Source organism: Desulfovibrio sp. 3_1_syn3, from assembly GCF_000145315.2.
GTDB classification, from domain to species: domain Bacteria; phylum Desulfobacterota; class Desulfovibrionia; order Desulfovibrionales; family Desulfovibrionaceae; genus Desulfovibrio; species Desulfovibrio fairfieldensis.
On the sequence record NZ_ADDR02000002.1, the window covers coordinates 193627 to 209885 of the forward strand.

Annotated in this window: 16 protein-coding genes; all 16 read right to left on the bottom strand. The window is 53.8% G+C overall.

Annotated elements, in window-relative coordinates; translation table 11 throughout:
* Complete coding sequence (tssG, locus tag HMPREF0326_RS12110; RefSeq protein WP_008684987.1) at window positions 1–1005, bottom strand: type VI secretion system baseplate subunit TssG; 1005 nt, start codon at window positions 1003–1005, stop codon at window positions 1–3.
* Window positions 1002–2777 carry a type VI secretion system baseplate subunit TssF gene (gene tssF, locus HMPREF0326_RS12115; protein ID WP_008684986.1) on the bottom strand — a complete coding sequence of 592 codons (1776 nt, stop codon included), beginning with the start codon at window positions 2775–2777 and terminating at the stop codon, window positions 1002–1004. The genes tssG and tssF overlap by 4 nt, the downstream gene beginning before the upstream one ends.
* Window positions 2774–3163 carry a type VI secretion system baseplate subunit TssE gene (gene tssE, locus HMPREF0326_RS12120; RefSeq protein ID WP_008684985.1) on the bottom strand — a complete coding sequence of 130 codons (390 nt, stop codon included), beginning with the start codon at window positions 3161–3163 and terminating at the stop codon, window positions 2774–2776. Before tssE ends, tssF begins: the two co-directional genes overlap by 4 nt.
* Window positions 3164–3166: 3 nt before the next feature.
* Complete coding sequence (tssC, locus tag HMPREF0326_RS12125) at window positions 3167–4642, bottom strand: type VI secretion system contractile sheath large subunit (RefSeq protein ID WP_008684984.1); 1476 nt, start codon at window positions 4640–4642, stop codon at window positions 3167–3169.
* Between the two features lie 101 nt (window positions 4643–4743).
* Entirely contained in the window at window positions 4744–5322 is a 579-nt protein-coding gene (gene tssB, locus HMPREF0326_RS12130) for a type VI secretion system contractile sheath small subunit (protein ID WP_008684983.1), read from the bottom strand.
* A gap of 18 nt (window positions 5323–5340) precedes the next feature.
* A complete protein-coding gene (gene tssA, locus HMPREF0326_RS12135) occupies window positions 5341–6909 on the bottom strand; it encodes a type VI secretion system protein TssA (protein WP_008684982.1) in 1569 nt (522 codons plus the stop codon).
* Between the two features lie 603 nt (window positions 6910–7512).
* On the bottom strand, window positions 7513–7773 hold the full coding sequence (locus tag HMPREF0326_RS16270; protein ID WP_008684980.1) for a PAAR domain-containing protein: 261 nt from the start codon (window positions 7771–7773) through the stop codon (window positions 7513–7515).
* 1161 nt (window positions 7774–8934) lie between these two features.
* The gene (locus HMPREF0326_RS16885) at window positions 8935–10326 is read right to left on the bottom strand and encodes a hypothetical protein (RefSeq protein ID WP_008684979.1); all 1392 of its coding nucleotides are present in this window, start codon (window positions 10324–10326) and stop codon (window positions 8935–8937) included.
* 10 nt (window positions 10327–10336) lie between these two features.
* Window positions 10337–12868, bottom strand: coding sequence for a type VI secretion system Vgr family protein (locus tag HMPREF0326_RS12150; RefSeq protein ID WP_008684978.1), 2532 nt, complete (start codon window positions 12866–12868; stop codon window positions 10337–10339).
* Between the two features lie 89 nt (window positions 12869–12957).
* Window positions 12958–13476 (bottom strand): Hcp family type VI secretion system effector, encoded by a 519-nt coding sequence (locus tag HMPREF0326_RS12155; RefSeq protein ID WP_008684977.1) that lies wholly within the window; start codon window positions 13474–13476, stop codon window positions 12958–12960.
* Between the two features lie 806 nt (window positions 13477–14282).
* Complete coding sequence (locus tag HMPREF0326_RS17235; protein ID WP_198012624.1) at window positions 14283–14540, bottom strand: class I SAM-dependent methyltransferase; 258 nt, start codon at window positions 14538–14540, stop codon at window positions 14283–14285.
* A 206-nt stretch (window positions 14541–14746) separates the two neighbouring features.
* Window positions 14747–15082: an IS3 family transposase gene (locus HMPREF0326_RS16275; protein WP_232224950.1), complete on the bottom strand. Its 336-nt coding sequence runs from the start codon at window positions 15080–15082 to the stop codon at window positions 14747–14749.
* Between the two features lie 10 nt (window positions 15083–15092).
* Window positions 15093–15236 (bottom strand): hypothetical protein, encoded by a 144-nt coding sequence (locus HMPREF0326_RS17240; RefSeq protein WP_020990577.1) that lies wholly within the window; start codon window positions 15234–15236, stop codon window positions 15093–15095.
* A gap of 179 nt (window positions 15237–15415) precedes the next feature.
* Window positions 15416–15763: a helix-turn-helix domain-containing protein gene (locus HMPREF0326_RS12170; protein ID WP_008684974.1), complete on the bottom strand. Its 348-nt coding sequence runs from the start codon at window positions 15761–15763 to the stop codon at window positions 15416–15418.
* Complete coding sequence (locus tag HMPREF0326_RS12175; RefSeq protein ID WP_008684973.1) at window positions 15763–16065, bottom strand: addiction module antidote protein; 303 nt, start codon at window positions 16063–16065, stop codon at window positions 15763–15765. The genes HMPREF0326_RS12170 and HMPREF0326_RS12175 overlap by 1 nt, the downstream gene beginning before the upstream one ends.
* A gap of 1 nt (window position 16066) precedes the next feature.
* Window positions 16067–16174: a hypothetical protein gene (locus HMPREF0326_RS17440; RefSeq protein WP_232224952.1), complete on the bottom strand. Its 108-nt coding sequence runs from the start codon at window positions 16172–16174 to the stop codon at window positions 16067–16069.
* Window positions 16175–16259: the final 85 nt, after the last annotated feature.

The following is a 16259-nucleotide window of genomic DNA, read 5'->3' on the forward strand; positions in this document are numbered from 1 at the left end:
TCACAACTCCCTGTGATCGGTTTCAAGCGTCACGACGCCGTTGCCGCCTTCCCCGGCCCATACGGACCAGCCCAGGCGGCACTGGTTGTGTTCTTCCAGCCGCCAGGGCCTGATTTCATCGGGCAGCAGGCGGAGTTCCAGGTCAAAGTCCAGGCGGGAGCGCAGCACGAATTTGACCAGGGTCTGCAAGGCGGTGAAATCCTTGCCGCAGGGCAGAAAATCGTTGAAGCGCTCCCAGGTGAGGTCCGTCACCCGGATACGGAATTTGCCCGTCTGGTCCGGCACCTCGCTGCCGAGGATGAAGTCCAGATTCAGGCAGTCGTTGGCCGCGCCCAGGCGGGTTTGCTGGTCTTCGGGCACAGCCACCCAGCGTCGGATGCAGGGCACGATGGTGATGTGCTCGTGGCGGAAATAGTGGCGCAGAATGCTTTCCAGCGACCCTGCGGATTCGCCGTTAAAGGCGATGAGCCCCATATAGGCCATGAGCCGGGGCCAGTTCAGGCTTTTGGCCCGGCGCAGGTCGGCATGCCCCAGCCCGATGAGCCCGAAGAAGCGGCTGGAGAGCCTGTCCGTGGCTCCGGACTGGTACTGGGCGTAGTAGCGGTACTTGTGCCAGGTCTCATAGAGGAGATCGATGAGGCGCTGGTGGAAAATATCAAAAAAGTCCCGCAGGGCCTCGTTTTCGTCCTGATGCTGGGCTACATGCTCGGTGAAGTAGGCGGGCAGGGGCGAAGCCGCGCCGTGCAGGCCCATGAGATTGAGCACCATCTCCGCCGTGGGCGGCCCGTCTTCCCTTTCCCCTGCTTTCAGGGCCAGGGCTGCGATGTCGCCGGGCGGAAAGGAAAGCTCCGGATTGACCCGGAAGCGGAAGGAATCCGGCCCCGGTTCGTGACCACCCGCGCGCATGCCGCGCGCCACGATGCGCACGGCCTGGGCGAAAGCATAGGCCCCGGGCCGGGCCGTGAGGTCTTCCAGAACCGGAGCTGCGGGCACGGCGGAGGTCATAGGCTGATTCTCCCGAGCCGCGCGGGCCAGCGGTATTCCTCGCCGCGCGAAGCCTCCTCGATGGTCAGCTGATGGAAGCTGTTTACCGTGGCGTAGAGCGCGAAAAACTCATTGAGCACCGAGCCGAAAAGATACATGGCCCCCTCGGCGCAGAAGGCGCGCTGGTCCAGCACCAGGCGGGTCTGCGCGCCGCGCACAGGCAGGCCGCCGTAGATGCGGTCCGATTCGGAGCAGTGGATGCGCAGCATGCCCTTGAGGGTTTTTTCCAGCATGCGGGCGCGCGGGCGGTCATGGCGTGCGCGGAAGTCATAGGCCGCCAGCACGGCGCGCAGGGCGGACACGTCGGTGAGGGAGACGTAATTCAGCGACATGTTGGATAAAAGCCGCCAGAGGATGTCCCCTTCCAGGGGAGGACTGAACGAGGGCACCACTGGCGTAATATTGGCAAAACGGACGGCGTCCGGCGTATTGTCGGCATGAACGCGGATGTCGCCCATGCGCAGCTCGTGGGGCAAAAGGCGGTTGGTGCAGGTCAGCTCCAGGGAAATGGTCTCGCCCTGGGGCAGGGCCGCGCTGTCGGCCGTGTGCACGATGGAAATGTAGGTTTCCGGGCATTCGTCGTGATGCGAGGGGCGCAACCGCAGACGGTAGTAGGCGTGGTCGCCGGATTCGCCCGTGTCGTGCTCAAAGGATTCAAAGGAGAGATAGCGGCGGCTGTGTCTGTCGTCATGGCCCCAGGTGCCCACGCTGTCCACGCTGTACACGGCATAGTGATAGGGGCGGCGCGGATCGGGCACCACGCGGTATTCGCTCCGGCGCTGGTCCAGGGTCAGGGGCGAGGCGTCCATGCTGAAGAGATTGACCACCGGCGTGCAGAAGAGATGCCAGTTGTCCGCCCTGAAGGACTCATACTGCTCCGGCAATTGGTCCAGCACGAAATGCAGCTCGAATTCCTGCGCGCCCGGAACGGTTTTGATCCTGTCGCCGTTCAGGCCGTGCTCCAGGCCGGAAACTTCCACAAAGAGAAATTTTTCGGGAAAACAGAAATATTCCTGAAGGATGCGATAGCCGGGGAAAGTATTGGCCGGGTAGGGGTACATGCCCTCGTCTTCCCGGAAGCCCACGGCGCGGATGGATTCCCTCGCGGGCAGAACGGCGGTGGTATGCTCCTCCAGCTTGGCGTCGTGCAGCACCACCCGCACTTCCCTGGTGCGCGCGACCATGGAAAAATAAATGGTGTGGGCGATGGCCGGTTCGCCGCTGATGAAAAAGCGCAGCCGTTTGAGCGGCAGATTTTCCAGGGACGCGCCCTGCGCGGCGATGCGCAGCACCAGGCTGGCCATGCCGTCGCGCTCGCGCACGCTCTGGTCCACAATGCGCAACGGCAGAATTTCGGTGTCGTAGACTGTGCGGAAGCGGCAGCGCAGCCCCCGCGTTTCCACGGATTCCACTTCCGTGCCCTTGGGGATGGTCACCGCGCCGGAGATATTGTCGCCGGGCATGTAGCGGATGACCGAAGCCGCCGGGATGGGCCGCAAATAGTTGGGCCAAAGCAGATTGAACAGGGAGTGGGTGATCTCCGGCAGCTCGTCGTCCAGTTTCTGGCGCAAGCGGCCCGTGAGAAAGGAAAAGCCTTCCAGAATGCGCTCCACGTCGGGATCGCGCCCCGGCGTGTCCAGAAAGGGGGCCAGCGCCGGGTTGCGCTGCGCGAATTCCTTGCCCAGAGTGCGCAGGGCCAGCAGCTCGTCCTGATAGTAGACGTTGAAGCTCATACGCCGCCCCGCACTTTGTCGCCGTTCAGGGAGATGCTCCATTGCCAGGGCGCGGTGGTGCCGTCGGAGCCCACCTTGAGCGCCGCGATGCGGAAGCCCATGGCAAAGAGCGATTCGGGCAGGGCCTGATGGCTGACTTCCACGTCGGTCAGGCGGGGCTCATAGCGCTGAATGCATTTTTTGACGGCGCGGCAGGTTTCGAGAATCAGTTCCGCGCGGGAGAGAGTCAGGTCGTTGAGGTCCGGGAGCCCGTAGTCCGGCAGGGCCTGCACGGAGCCCTGCCGCGCGGTGAGGAGACGCAGGAGGTGCAGACGAATGGATTCGTCCTCGCTCATGCGTGCGCCCTCATCGCCGCGCGTCAGACGGTCAAACAGGCTCCCGGCCATGACTCATTCCTTTTCCAGCTTGCCGACCAGGGACAGCGTGAAATACGCGCCCATGTACTTGAAGTGCGGACGGATGCTCATGCTCACCCGGTACCAGCCCGGATCCCCTTCCACGTCGCTGACCGTGATGCTGGCTTCGCGCAGGGGGCGGCGGCTGCGGATGTCGGAGCTGGGATTTTCCTGGTCGGCCACAAACTGGCGGATCCAGGTGTTCAGTTCCCGTTCCAGGTCCACGCGTTCCTTCCAGGAGCCGATGTGCTCGCGCTGCAAAACCTTGATGTAGTGGGCCAGACGCGAAACAATGAAAAGATAGGGCAGTTGCGCGCCCAGGCGATAGTTGAGCTCGGCGGCCTTGCCCGCTTCGGAGATGCCGAAGTACTTGGGCTTCTGGCAGGAGTTGGCGGAGAAGAAGGCGGCATTGTCCGAGCCCTTGCGCATGGTCAGGGCGATGAAGCCCTGTTCGGCCAGCTCGTATTCGCGGCGGTCGGAAATAAGCACCTCGGTGGGGATCTTCATTTCGATGTCGCCCAGGCTCTCGTAGAGGTGCACGGGCAGATCCTCCACCGCGCCGCCGGAACGCGGGCCGATGATATTGGCCGCCCAGCGGTACTTGGCGAAACTTTCCGTAATGCGCGTGGCAAAGGCAAAGGCCGCGTTGCCCCAGAGGAAGTTGTGGTGGCTGTCGTCCACATTTTCCTTGTAGACAAAGGCCTTGATCGGGTTTTCGTCCGGATCGTAGGGCTGGCGCAGCAGGAAGCGGGGCAGGGCCAGGCCGACGTAGCGGGAGTCTTCTGATTCACGGAAGGACTGCCACTTGGTGTAGCGCGTGCCGCTGAAGATGTCCTGAAGGTCCTTGAGGGCGGGCAGGCGCTCGAAGCTGTCCTTGAGGCCGAAGAAACCCGGCGCGGCGGCGCCGATGAAAGGCGCGTGGGCCATGGTGGCGACCTTGGCCAGGTTTTCCAGCAGGCGGAGGTCCACGGCCGTGGGCTCAAAATAGTAGTTGCCGATCATGGCGCCCACGGGCTGGCCGCCGAACTGGCCGTATTCCGCCGTGTAGACCTGCTTGTACAGGTTGGACTGGTTGATTTCGGGCGCGTCGAGGAAGTCGTCCAGCAGCTCGTCCTTGGTCACGTTGAGCATTTCCACAATGACGTTCTCGCGGAAGTCCGTCCTGTCGGTCAGCAGCTTGAGCCCGCGCCAGGCGGATTCCAGGGACTGGAAATCCGGATGGTGCAGAATGCGGTTCATGAAGGCGCCGAGGCGGCGGTCGATATCCGCGATCATGCGGTCGACCATGCCCTTGTTGACCTTTTCGTCCGCGTTGACGGGCTTGAGCATTTCCTCCACAACCGCGCCGATGCCGAGGCGCGCGTCTTCATAGCCGTCGTCCTGCGGGGTGATGTTGGTCTCGCTGATGATCTGCGCGAGCAGTGACCCCGCGTGTATCGTATCGTGCTGGCGCTCCTGTACTTGACTCATAACGGCATGCTCCTTGGAGATATGTGCGGCAGCGGGGCTGCCGGAGGTATCCGCGTTTCCCGGCCATGGGCGCCGGAGCATCATTCAGGCGGCTACGGGCTTCAGGCCTTGGGCTCCTCCGTCTTTTCGGGGGCCTGGGGCTTGTTGCCCGCGCCCTTGGCCCGTTTGGGCGGCGCCAGGGAAAGGTCCACCCCGGCCTCGGCCAGCTCGCGGCGGATTTCCTCACGCTGGCGAGGATCCTTGACGATTTCCTCGAACGATTTGCGGAAGCTGGGGATATTGCCCATGGGGCCCTTGAGGGAAACCAGGGCGTCGCGGATCTGCATCAGCTTTTGCGTTTCCGGAATCTGGTCCAGGATGTTGCCGGGCTCGAAGTCGCGCATGGAGTTGAAATCCAGCTTCACAGGGATGTCGCGCTCTTCGTCGCCGTCCTGCAGCATGTTGGGCACGGCGATTTCAAGGGTAAGCTTCTGGTTGGCCATCACGTCCGCGAAGTTGTTTTTATTGATGGAAACAGGCTTGCGGTCCAGAAGGCTTCTGGGGTCATGGCGCTGCAAAAAGTCGCCCATCACCATGACCTTCATGGGCAGCTCGATTTCTTCCACCGCCCCGCCGGTAGCCGGTTTGAAGGTGACGTTGATGCGCTCCTTGGGTGCGACGGACGATTCTTTCCTGGCCATGTGTGCCTCCGTTTATGGTTATGCTTCCTGCAACACGCCGACGGCGGTATCCAGACTGAGCCAGTGCAGACGGCGGCTCATTTCCTCGGTTTCCGGGCCGCCCGGCTTGGTCTGGGCCGTAAGCAGCAGGGTGATGATCCGCGCGGAGAGTTCCGGTTCCCAATCCAGCAGATCCCATTGTTCCAATTGTCCGTACAGGGCCTGCAACAGGCGCTGGGCAGCGGATTTCTTGCCCGCGGCCAGGCAGTAGCGGGCCTGCAGCAGACCGTGCAATATGGTGGAGCGGTTGCGCCCCGCCGGGACGTTGCCCAGGTGGCGCAGCCCGGCATGAAAATCTTCCTCGATGCAGAGGGCAATGGCCTCTTGCAGGCGCGCTTCCTCTTCGCCGCTTTCAGCGGCGGGCGCGCGGCCCGGCGGCGGCACCTGGGGCTGGCCCGAGGGCTGCCCCTGTTGCAGGGCCTCCAGCCAGGGCACGATTCTGGCCGGGGCAAAGGGTTCGCCGTCCTTGAACTTGTAAGTCAGCAGCTCGGGAAAACGCCCCAGCAGCTGGGCCAGCGCGTTTTTGACGCTGTTGTGCGCGGCCGTGGCCTTGAGAGCCTCCAGGCAGCGGGCCACCATGTAATGGCCTTCCAGCCAGTACGGGGCCTTGGCGGCGGAGCGCTCCAACCGGGGCAGCGCATTTTCGAACTGCTTGTTCTCAATGGCCGAGGCGTAAGCCTGGGCCATTTCCCTGGGCACGCCGCAGGGCATCTGGGTGAGCCCCGCATTGTCGGCGGGCGGCAAATGCAGCAGGGTGCTCCACAGGGCTGTGCGGTGCAGCTGGTAGGCGCGCTCGTCGCGCATGTCCAGCGAGAGGAAATGCCCGGCCAGCTGTCTGGCCTGATCCATGACATTGCGCACCAGCTGCGGCAGAACCGTGGGCGGCACGCGTCCGTCCGCGTCCATACCGGCCAGGGCCGCATTGAGAACCGGAGAGGCGCCCTGCGCCCTGGCAGTGGAAGCGGCCGCCTCTCCGGCTCTGGTTTCCGCCTCGCGTTCGGCAGCGGCCTCCGGCGTGACGGTAATATTGCTGAAAATGCCCATGAATGCGGGGGCAAGATCGCCCGCCCTGGCTTCCAGCAGCTTTTGCAGGCGCTCCAGCTGGGCTTTGAGCAGTGCGACGTGCTCCGGCTTTTCCACGGAAAAGCCCGTACCGCCCGAGGCGTGTTGCAAACGCGCCTGCAGCCACTGCAAGGGTGCTATGCGGCGCTGCAGGCGCTGGGCTGGGGGGTGGAGGTTGTCCCAGTATTTTCCAAGAAATTCATTGAGACAGGCCAGGGTTTCGGCGCAGTCGGCCAGACCGTCCAGTTGGCAGGTGGCGTGGATGGCATAGGCCATGGCCCAGAGGTCCTTGCTCCGCGTGGAGAGGATTTCCGTAGCCATGTTGCGCACGGCGTCCCAGTCCGGACCTTCGGTGGCGTGCAGGGAAGTGCTTTTTTCCACTTCATTCCGCAACGCCTCGAACTCCGGGGAAAAACTGACGTCTTCCCCGCAGGGCCCGTTTTCAGGCAGGACCGCCTTCCACGCTTTTACAAGATGCTTTACCATAACGCCCCTACGCGCCCCCGGCGCAAGATATGGCCCACTGTAAGCGCGTGCCGGAATCGTTCAAAAGTCATTGCCCTGACTCTGAGCCATGCCGGATGCGAACAGTCTGGAAAGCAAGAAAAAAAGCCAACTGATTGTTGTAAATATTTATTGATATTTTGTATTGATTTTTAAGTACACTTTTTCACATTTAGTTGCAAGGCTATTTTTTGAAATTTTTATAAGATTCTCTATTCAGAGGAGGTGAAAGCCCGGCTGGCGGGCATTTGCAGGGAAGGGAATGGAGCGGGGAGAAGGCCTAGGCAAGGCTATATTGGCCGAGCGGCTGACCAGCTCAATGCTAAGCTCACACGGTTTGCAGACCCCCCAAAAAAACAAGAAGGCGTTTATGTCCAACTCACTGCTGGAGTTAGTGAAGTTGAACCAGGAGACATTGGCGGCGGCCGTCTGGGTTATGGGAATCCTCAATCTGGAGTCATCTTTATGTTAGATATATAATAATAAATAAATATATAATAAAAAATTGTATTACAATTTGTAATATTGCTGTTGTCAGTGAATAAAATATAGATAGAAGGAGCAGGTGTTCTCCGGACTGCCTGATCAGACGGAAGAAATCAACGTTGCACCGCAGGCGGTTTTGTGCCCTTCAAAAGCCACCGGAGTTCCGTTGATCGTGCAGGAAGGATCTCCCTCAACGATGGGATATGTGCCTTCACATTTGGGACAAGACACCATGTCGCCAATGCAGGCAATGGGTTTGCCCATGTCCGTAGGGGAATGGGATACAGAGATAACCTTGCCGCCGTGGTTGGTGACATCACCGAGGCGAATAACACCACGGGCCTCTTTTTTTAGTGACATAGTTTACTCCTGCTGGAATGTGCCATCATTTTTTATAAGTGACGATCGCAATACTCTCGAAAAAATTTATCAGAGGATATCAGGCGCCACCTCGAAAAATTTGCTTCCAAATAAATTCGTCTAATTTTATGTAACAGATTATTTTTGTTTCATACTAGATTTTTAAGGGAAGACTTTGCCATTATGGAAGATGAGAAAATAACTTCTTTAAATATGAGTATGGTTCTCAAGTATAAACTTCATACAGGCACAATAGTCCAATGTTGAGTTTTACAAAAAACTTTGAACTCATTTTTTATAGGATATATCTGTAAAAATATTTGCATATTGAATAGGAATTTTTGAAAGATTTGATCCGAGAATTTTTTTTTCAAGTACGGGGTCAACTTCAAAAAGGCCCCAATAGTCTGATAGAACTGGCTGTTTGAAATGATTTTCAATATAAGGCATAAAAAATAGGTTAAAGTATATTAATTCACATACATGATATGTTAGTAATGAAAATAGTACGAGAGATACGAGTCCAAGGGTTATTACGAAGTTGACAAATATACCTTGAAATACTGTATAGATAAGTAATGCATATAAAATTTTTGAGAAAAAACTAGCTGGCTCCATTACTTTTAATTTTATTTCTGAATAATCAATAAATACTTTTGAGTTTATAAGAAAAAAACACATTGAGAAATTTTTCTTTATATTTTTTTTAAAAGAACAAATAGCATATATAGAAATAGATAATAAAATAAATAAAATTGATATATATATATATATATTGTAATTGAAATTTAGAACATATATTGAATAAAACAATACATATGACACTAGTAAGTATATAAGTATAAAACAGATCAAGTGAAATTTTGCAATAGTGGCATGTACAAAAAATACTGCATATTTTTTATATATTCTTTTTATAAAAAATACTATTATCAAATAAGGAATATTTAATAATAAGTATATATACAAAAAAAATTTATTCGTATCATAAATTGAAATTATATAGACTGTAATAAGTGGGAATAGAATTAGAATTGGAAAAGTTGATATAAGTCTAAATACAATTTTATTAATTGCGTCGTCTCTATTCTTATATTTTATTCCAAATCTGTCTTCTAAATTTTTCATAAAACCACCGTTATATTTAATTATTAATATAAATTAATCAAACAATTTTTTATATTCTTGTGATTCTTTCTTGAATAAATTATAAAAGAATTTATCTACACCAATTGCCGATAATAAAAATCCAATAGATACAGCTACTACAATAGCACAGCCCCCAACAGTAATTGTAATTGTAGCAGCACCAATGCCAGCGGCAGCTAGTGCAGTACCAAGTACGGATGTAACTGCTGGCATGATTAAACTTGTAATTTCAAAAGCTAGTATTGTTGAAATCAATGCTGAAAAAAGTTTTGCTATATCGTTATTGCCTTCTTTCCACCAATAAAAAGTATCAAGAAGAATTGCGCCATAAAAGAATCTTCCGGCCCATTGATTTGGTAAAAATATAGATCTTGCTTCTCTTAATGAAACATTTTTTATTTCAGCAAGGGATGCCTTTTGTGCAGCTAGTGTAAACACTTTCGTATTTGTTACTCCATATCGCGTACCAGTGAGTACTATTCTTTTTTGAGGATTCCCTTTGAATATAATAAACCTTTTTATCGTCCCATCTTTAAGCCGAGACTCTTTAAACATATATTCTATGTTGTGAACATCAAAGATTACTTTGCCTTTCTCAATGACCTCGACTCCCATTGCGAATAAGGCATCCTTAAGCATTGATTCCTCATAGATATTTTTTATAACGTGCCATCCACCTGAGGCTACTCTTCCAAAATATTCATATGCCGGACTACCCTCTAAAAGCTCTATCAGATAAGTATACTCTGGTTCGGGAGGGTAGGCATGGCAAAGCCTCATGCCTTCCTCTCTGGACATCCATTGTGTTTGCTTCCATTTGGCACTCAACGAGGAAAATGTTTCGTGTGACTGCTCTAACGCTCTCCGCCTTACTTCTCGCAATCGTTCATGATTTGCAGCGCTGATCTGCCCGTGCAGTGTGGTTTCAGAAGAGGGCTGTTCCTGGGTACTATCTTGCGGCGGCTGAGTCAGAGGCAAGTCTTTATCTGTATTTCCCTGGCTATTGGTGTGGCAAGGCCGGGTATCAAGAACTATGGGAGCCGGGCGTGCCAGCAGATGGGAATAGTCATTGCCGTCCACCTCTTTCGGATCAATGAGGGACAACGGTTTCCAACCCTGATCCGTTTGCTTGTCGATCTGCAATGTCCACTGATCAAATTTGGAAAACCAAGCATGGACGTTATCTTGGCCTGAAAAAATATATTCGGTGAAAAGTTTTTTCTTCTCGGGAAGGTAAAAGGGCGTCTGAGTGGATGACATTCTGTATTGAGCATTCTCCGGAGAACTCAGAGAAATGTGGACATCACGGTGCTCATGCAGAACTATAAAATTCTCTTCGGCCAGAGTGCCTTGTACAGGCATTCCTGGAAGTTCCAGGAAATATACGCCGTTGTTCTCAGACATGGACAACTCCTCAAAGTTTTCTTTTGCTTTGAATGAAGGAAAGGCTGGACAAGGCAATATTTTTCAGCAAGATCTCTCCATTACCATCTGTTGACTCTAGTAAGCGGCCATCGTTGCCATTTTTAAATACAATTTGATCATTCTGTAGCGCATTTCCACTTAAATCTGTAAATACTAACTTAACATTTTTGGTATATCCTGAGATTGGTAAATCCAACATCGGAGTATTCCATGTCTTAGGTCCTTCCATGGCATGAGATGCAGCATGGACAGACCATTTGCTGGCAGTGCCGTGTTCTATCCCATCTTTATTAATACGGATGTAACTACCCCCGGCGGAGAGAAAAATTTCTTTGGCGGCTACAATTTCAACTTTTTCCTTACAACTGGCTACACGTACGCTTTTGTCCGCTATGATCTCGACCTGATCGCTCTGAGCCTGAATTTGGACTTTACCCATTGCCGAAAAAATTTTGATTCCAGCCTTATGAGCAAAGAGGCATATTTTTTCTAAAAAACTACCAAGTAGGCTTTTTCCAGCAGCCAGAGTAATATTTTTTTCTGCGCTGACTGCCGCATGCCCTCCCGCATGAAGATGGTGCGTGCCCACAGATGTCGTGGCTATTCCTGCGGCAGACGCAAAAACAATATGCTGTTTTTGCAGCTCGCTATGAGACTTGCCATCTCCTGCGATCTCGCGTTGTTGTTGTTTCAACTCTTCACAGATAGGAGTTACATCCTTATCAAGGATGTGGGCTCCATGCTTATGGGCAAGTTCTCCAAGATCCTTATGCATAGTCACTGCTGAGGCGAATCCTGAAACACCCTCGGAAAAATCTTTGATGTGACTTGTGGCGGATGGGCGACTATGTGTTGTCGAATAAAGTCCTTTTGCTGCGCGCAGAACTCCCCATCCGTCCGTGCGCAGTTCAAAGCCTTCACCACGGAAATCTTTCCGCCCGTAATGATGATTGATGCGGGTAATATGACCCAGATTCAATTGTGAAAGTTGATGGTCGCTGGACAGTTGGGCCTGGATTGCATTCTGGGTGTCGTCCAGCACAAGCTGATTACGGCGTCCCGCATGGAACTCCCGGCTCTGAATACCGGAAAGGTTTTTTTGTTCCGGTAGGTTCCACGGGGGCATCTTCAAGGTATTGTATACCCGCCCGGTTATCACCGGACGATCTGGATCACTCTCCATATATTCCACAATGACTTCTTGTCCGATGCGGGGCACCTGGATGAAACCGAAATCCTCGCCCGCCCAACTGTCAGCCACACGCACCCAGCAAGTGGTATTTTCATTATACTGGCCTTCGCGATCCCAATGGAACTGCACCTTCACACGACCGTATTGGTCCGTATAGACTTCCTCTCCTTCAGGACCGGTGACAATGGCCGATTGCAGGCCTTCTTCGCGATTCTTGGGATGCTCCAGGGCCGGAATGAAACGGGTCATCTCCGGAATGGCCCTGACCCGCGAGGCATAGTGCAGGCCGCGCTCGTCCGGGGCTTCGTGCTCCAGCACGCCGGGCTGCTGCCCTTCGTGATGCACGGATACCACCCACCAGCCAGCGTTGAGGGCCTCGCGGGGGTGATCGTGCATGCTGAAGGTATAGCTGGGCAGAAAGCGGGCCACGTCCGAGGAACATTCGATCCACTGCCGGAAGGTCAGCTGGCGCAGCATCCGCAGCTTGACGTAACGCTCGCCGGGCTGCCGCAACTGATAGAGATGCGGATAGGTGTACTGTTCCAGCAGCATGCCTGGCGGGGTCGGGGCGGCCTGTTTGTCCTCTTCCTTGTCGCGCACTTCCAGATCCAGGCGGGGCTTCTGGAAGTTCCATTCGCGGTAGGCGGCGGCATTGCTGTTGACCTGTTCGTGCAGGGTCAGGCGGTTGATGACCGCCGTATCCGAGCGCTGCCCGGAGCCGGGGAAAAAGCGCAGATCGCTCTGCCCGGGAATTTTGGGCCCGCCTTCGCGATCGCAGAAGCAGAGGCAATGGGCATCGGCCTTGTGCTCAAAGTAAAAATAAATGCCTTCTTCCTCGCACAGGCGGGTGATGAAGTGCAGGTCCGTTTCGCCGTACTGCACGCAATACTCGCGCGGCTCATAGCTGTAGGAGAGCTTGAAGGATGAGCCGTCGGCCGTGAAGCCCTGCTCCTTGAGAATCCGCTGGATGATTTCCACCACCGAGAGATTCTGAAAAATACGATGATCGCGGATCTGGCCCAGAAACCAGAGGCGCGGCACCAGGGAACAACGGTAGTGAGTGAAGCGGTTGGCGGTGTGGAGCTGCTCCATCTCCCGGATCAGGCCGTGGACCAGGCGCTCGCCGCCGCTGCGGTCGGCAATGGAAAGGCAGGCCGGAGTGCCCAGCAGGGCCGTAAGATCCACGTTGGCCGAGCGGCTGACCAGCTCAATGCTGAATTCATACGGCTTGCAGACCTCCTCGAAACCCGAGAAGGCGTACACGCCGAAGTCGCCGCTCTGGGCGGTGAAGTTGAACCAGGAGGCATTGGCGGCAAGCATCTGGGTCATGGGAACTCCGGGGCCGAGGGTTACGCCGCTTCAACGCGTCGGACTCGGGGCGCGGCCGCCGCTGGCGTCCGACAACCGCGCCCAGGCGGCTAAGCGCTCTGCGGCTTGCGCCAGTCGTCGCTTTCCGAGGTGCTGGCGATTTCGTGGGTCTTGGTGAGCTTGCGGTACGTGAACTGCACGTCCTCAAGATGGGTGAAATGCGCCATGCCGGGGTCCTGACAGTTGGGCATGTAGGTGGTGATGTCCGTAATAATGGCGTCTTCCAGCGTCATGGTGAAATAATGTTCCATGGTGCCCTGGGCCGAGGTGCGGTAGAATTTGAGTTCCACCTTGGGCAGACGCTCGCCGCTGGTCAGGGCGCGGTAGAGCAGGGGAGAGCACTTGTCCATGACCTTGGTGATCTTCAGGGGCTGGTGCACGCGCTGGCCTGTGGGCTGGCCGGACTGCGGATCGCGAGGCAGCAGGATTTTGTGCTCGAAGGCCTCGATAAGGGTCTCGTTTTCGTGCCCTTCCTGATAGATGTTGCCCACCGAGGCTTCGGTAAAGTTGTTGGCGGTGATGTTGCCCTGACGCTCGCCGGTAATGGTCATATACGCTGGGGTCGGCATAACGGTCTCCTGTTGCTGGTAAGAGGATAATATATCGATCTTCTTTATAGCAAGAGCTATTCCATAGTGTAAAATTTAATAAAATTAGACTGTTGATTGATATCATTATTGCTATATGGCGAGGTTTCGCCATAGGCTTTGAAATAGAAAGGCAGATATAATGATGTAATATACTGATATTACAAATGAAAATTGATCGACGAAATTTCGTCGTCGCTCTGCCGCCAATAAAAACGGGAATATCATAGTCCCTGAAATGGTTGGAATTTTGCGTGGCGAAGAATCAACAATTCATCCGGTTGGCAGGTAAACAGCCCGCTTGGCATGGCCTTGCGGGCTGTTTACGCAAAAAGGACGACAGGACGTCGGGATGAGACTTTTAAGCGGTAAGAGCTTACCGGGACATTTCCGTGTCGGTTGGGCAAATCTCGCCTTTCCAACTGCACACAGAAGGCATCAGACGCATCTGCCAAGACGCTTGCTGTGTGAACGCCTTGCTGTGCGCTGTGCTTTGGGGGAGTGGTCAAAGCAGATTCACATGCGGTCACTGATTAAACTTTTTGAGCTACCATCTGGATAATATTGAAATATTTTCCAACTCCCGCTTCCATCATGGCAACATAGTGTTGCGCATGCGGGGGGGAGATTGCAGCCAATCATCCCAGGCCTGCTTGCATGAACTCATTTCACGCAACGCAGTGATCGTTATGCCGGGTTCTTTTTCCCATAATGCCCGCCACCAGTCGCAGGAATAAAAATACCACTCCGGCATCCAGAAGGGCTGAACCTGCCTTCGGCAGTTGCCCTTAGGGGAAGTCTTGTGTGAATCCGGGTACGGCCGCCGCCATCAGTCCGCCTTTCTTCACAAAGGACAGGAGTTTCGGCAGCATGGCCTCGTTCCCGCCAAAATACTGGTATGAGTTCACGCTGATGATCATGTCGAAATATTCATGAGAGAATGGTAACTCTTTCGTCGCATCGACCAGAAAGGGGAAGATTTTCGCATCATGTCCCAGGCTTGCGAAGTGTTTCGCGTTTTCACCAGAAATCCATAAATCAGCCACAGCCTACCAGCGTTCAGACCTGCTTACGGAGCGACGCAAAATGTTGCAGGCGTGGGCTGATTATCTCGATATGCGCTGTGCTTGGGCGATTCTTGGCAAGTAATTTTCTGAAGGCAGGCGGGGGCGGTTAGGCCCCCACCGAGCGACGCGACAACGCTGGTCTGACCCCTGTCAAGTAGACAGGTAAAAATCCCCCAGGGCAACGATTACGCGGCCAGCTTTTCTCGGTACTCTACCGGGGAAAGCTGGCCGAGCCTTTTCTGAAACCGTTCCTTGTTGTAGAAGAGGATATATGCTTCTACCAAGGCAATAGTTTCATCCTTGGGTAACGGTTGGTTGTCTGTAAATAATTCTGTTTTGAGATGAGAGAAGAATGACTCCGCACAGGCGTTATCCAGGCAGTTCCCCTTACGGGAATGGCTGCCAAGAATCTGCAAACTGCCAAGCCGTTCCTGATATGTCTTGTGGGTGTACTGAAAGCCCTGATCAGAGTGCAGCACGGCTCCAGGCATGGCCGGAAGTCTAGACAGTGTGGCAAGCACCAGTTCAAGGTCATTTCTGGCTGAGAGGCTGTATGCGATAATCTCGGTGTTGTGCAAATCCTGCCACAATGGGGTCAAGCAGCACGGAACGCATCTTATGCGCCCGCGTGGTGATGTTGGCGATTTGCTTTTTGAAGCCGTCAATGTTGCTCATGTCTGCGCTCCATTGTCTGGTTTGCGATTTGGCCTCACACCGGAGGCTGGTCACAATCTGACAATGGAGCGAAAACCGAGTACACAGTTTTCAATGCAGATATGGTGTATTAGGGGAGAGGATAAAAAAATCCCCGGCCGGATGGTCGGGGATGATGAGAAAAGGGAAAATGGGAAGTGTTACGGGAACACCACATGGATGGAACCCGGTCGGCTATGCGGGCCGGGTAGCGGTCTGACGACAATCTGAACATCGTAGCCAAGACGGGTAAAACAACTCAGAACTTGTGTCATGCTGATGTCATGGAATTGTCCACGCAGCATGAGCGAGAGCTTGGGCTGAGTCATTCCCAATAGTTGGGCCGCCTGCTGCCGGGGCCAGCCTCTTTCCTGTATAGTGTCTGAAATCTTGGCCACCAAGCTGGCCTTATGGAACATTTCATCGGTGTCTTTTATGCCAAGGTCGGCATTGACGTTCCCCGGACTATGCTCAAAAGATATTTTTTCTTCGCTCTGTATTGCTTTCATTATGCAGATTCCACAGTAGCCGGGAGTATCTGCATTTTTACATTCAGCGCCGAAAGGATTTTGGCAATTGTTTCATAGCGTGGTTTGGAGCCAGGACGCAGCGCTTTATACAGGCTTTCACGCCCAAGGCCCGAATCCAGTGCAAGTTTTGCCATACCACGTGCCTTTGCTACATCGGCAATAGCAGACAATAAGACGCCAGGGTCGGGGTCGGCAGCCGCAAGACTCAAGTATTCGGCAATGGCTTCTTCGCTATCCAGATAATCTGCGGCATCAAAAGGAGCAAATTTGCGTAGATCCATATTATTCCTCCATCATGGCGCGGGCGCGAGCTATATCACATTTTGGGGAAGATTTATCACCGCCAATGAGGAGCAATATAATAACGTCTTCTTTTCGCGTGAAATACACTCGATACCCTGGCCCATAATCAATACGCAGTTCAAAAAGCCCCCGTCTAAGGATTTATAGTCACCCAATGAACCGCGTTGGACTG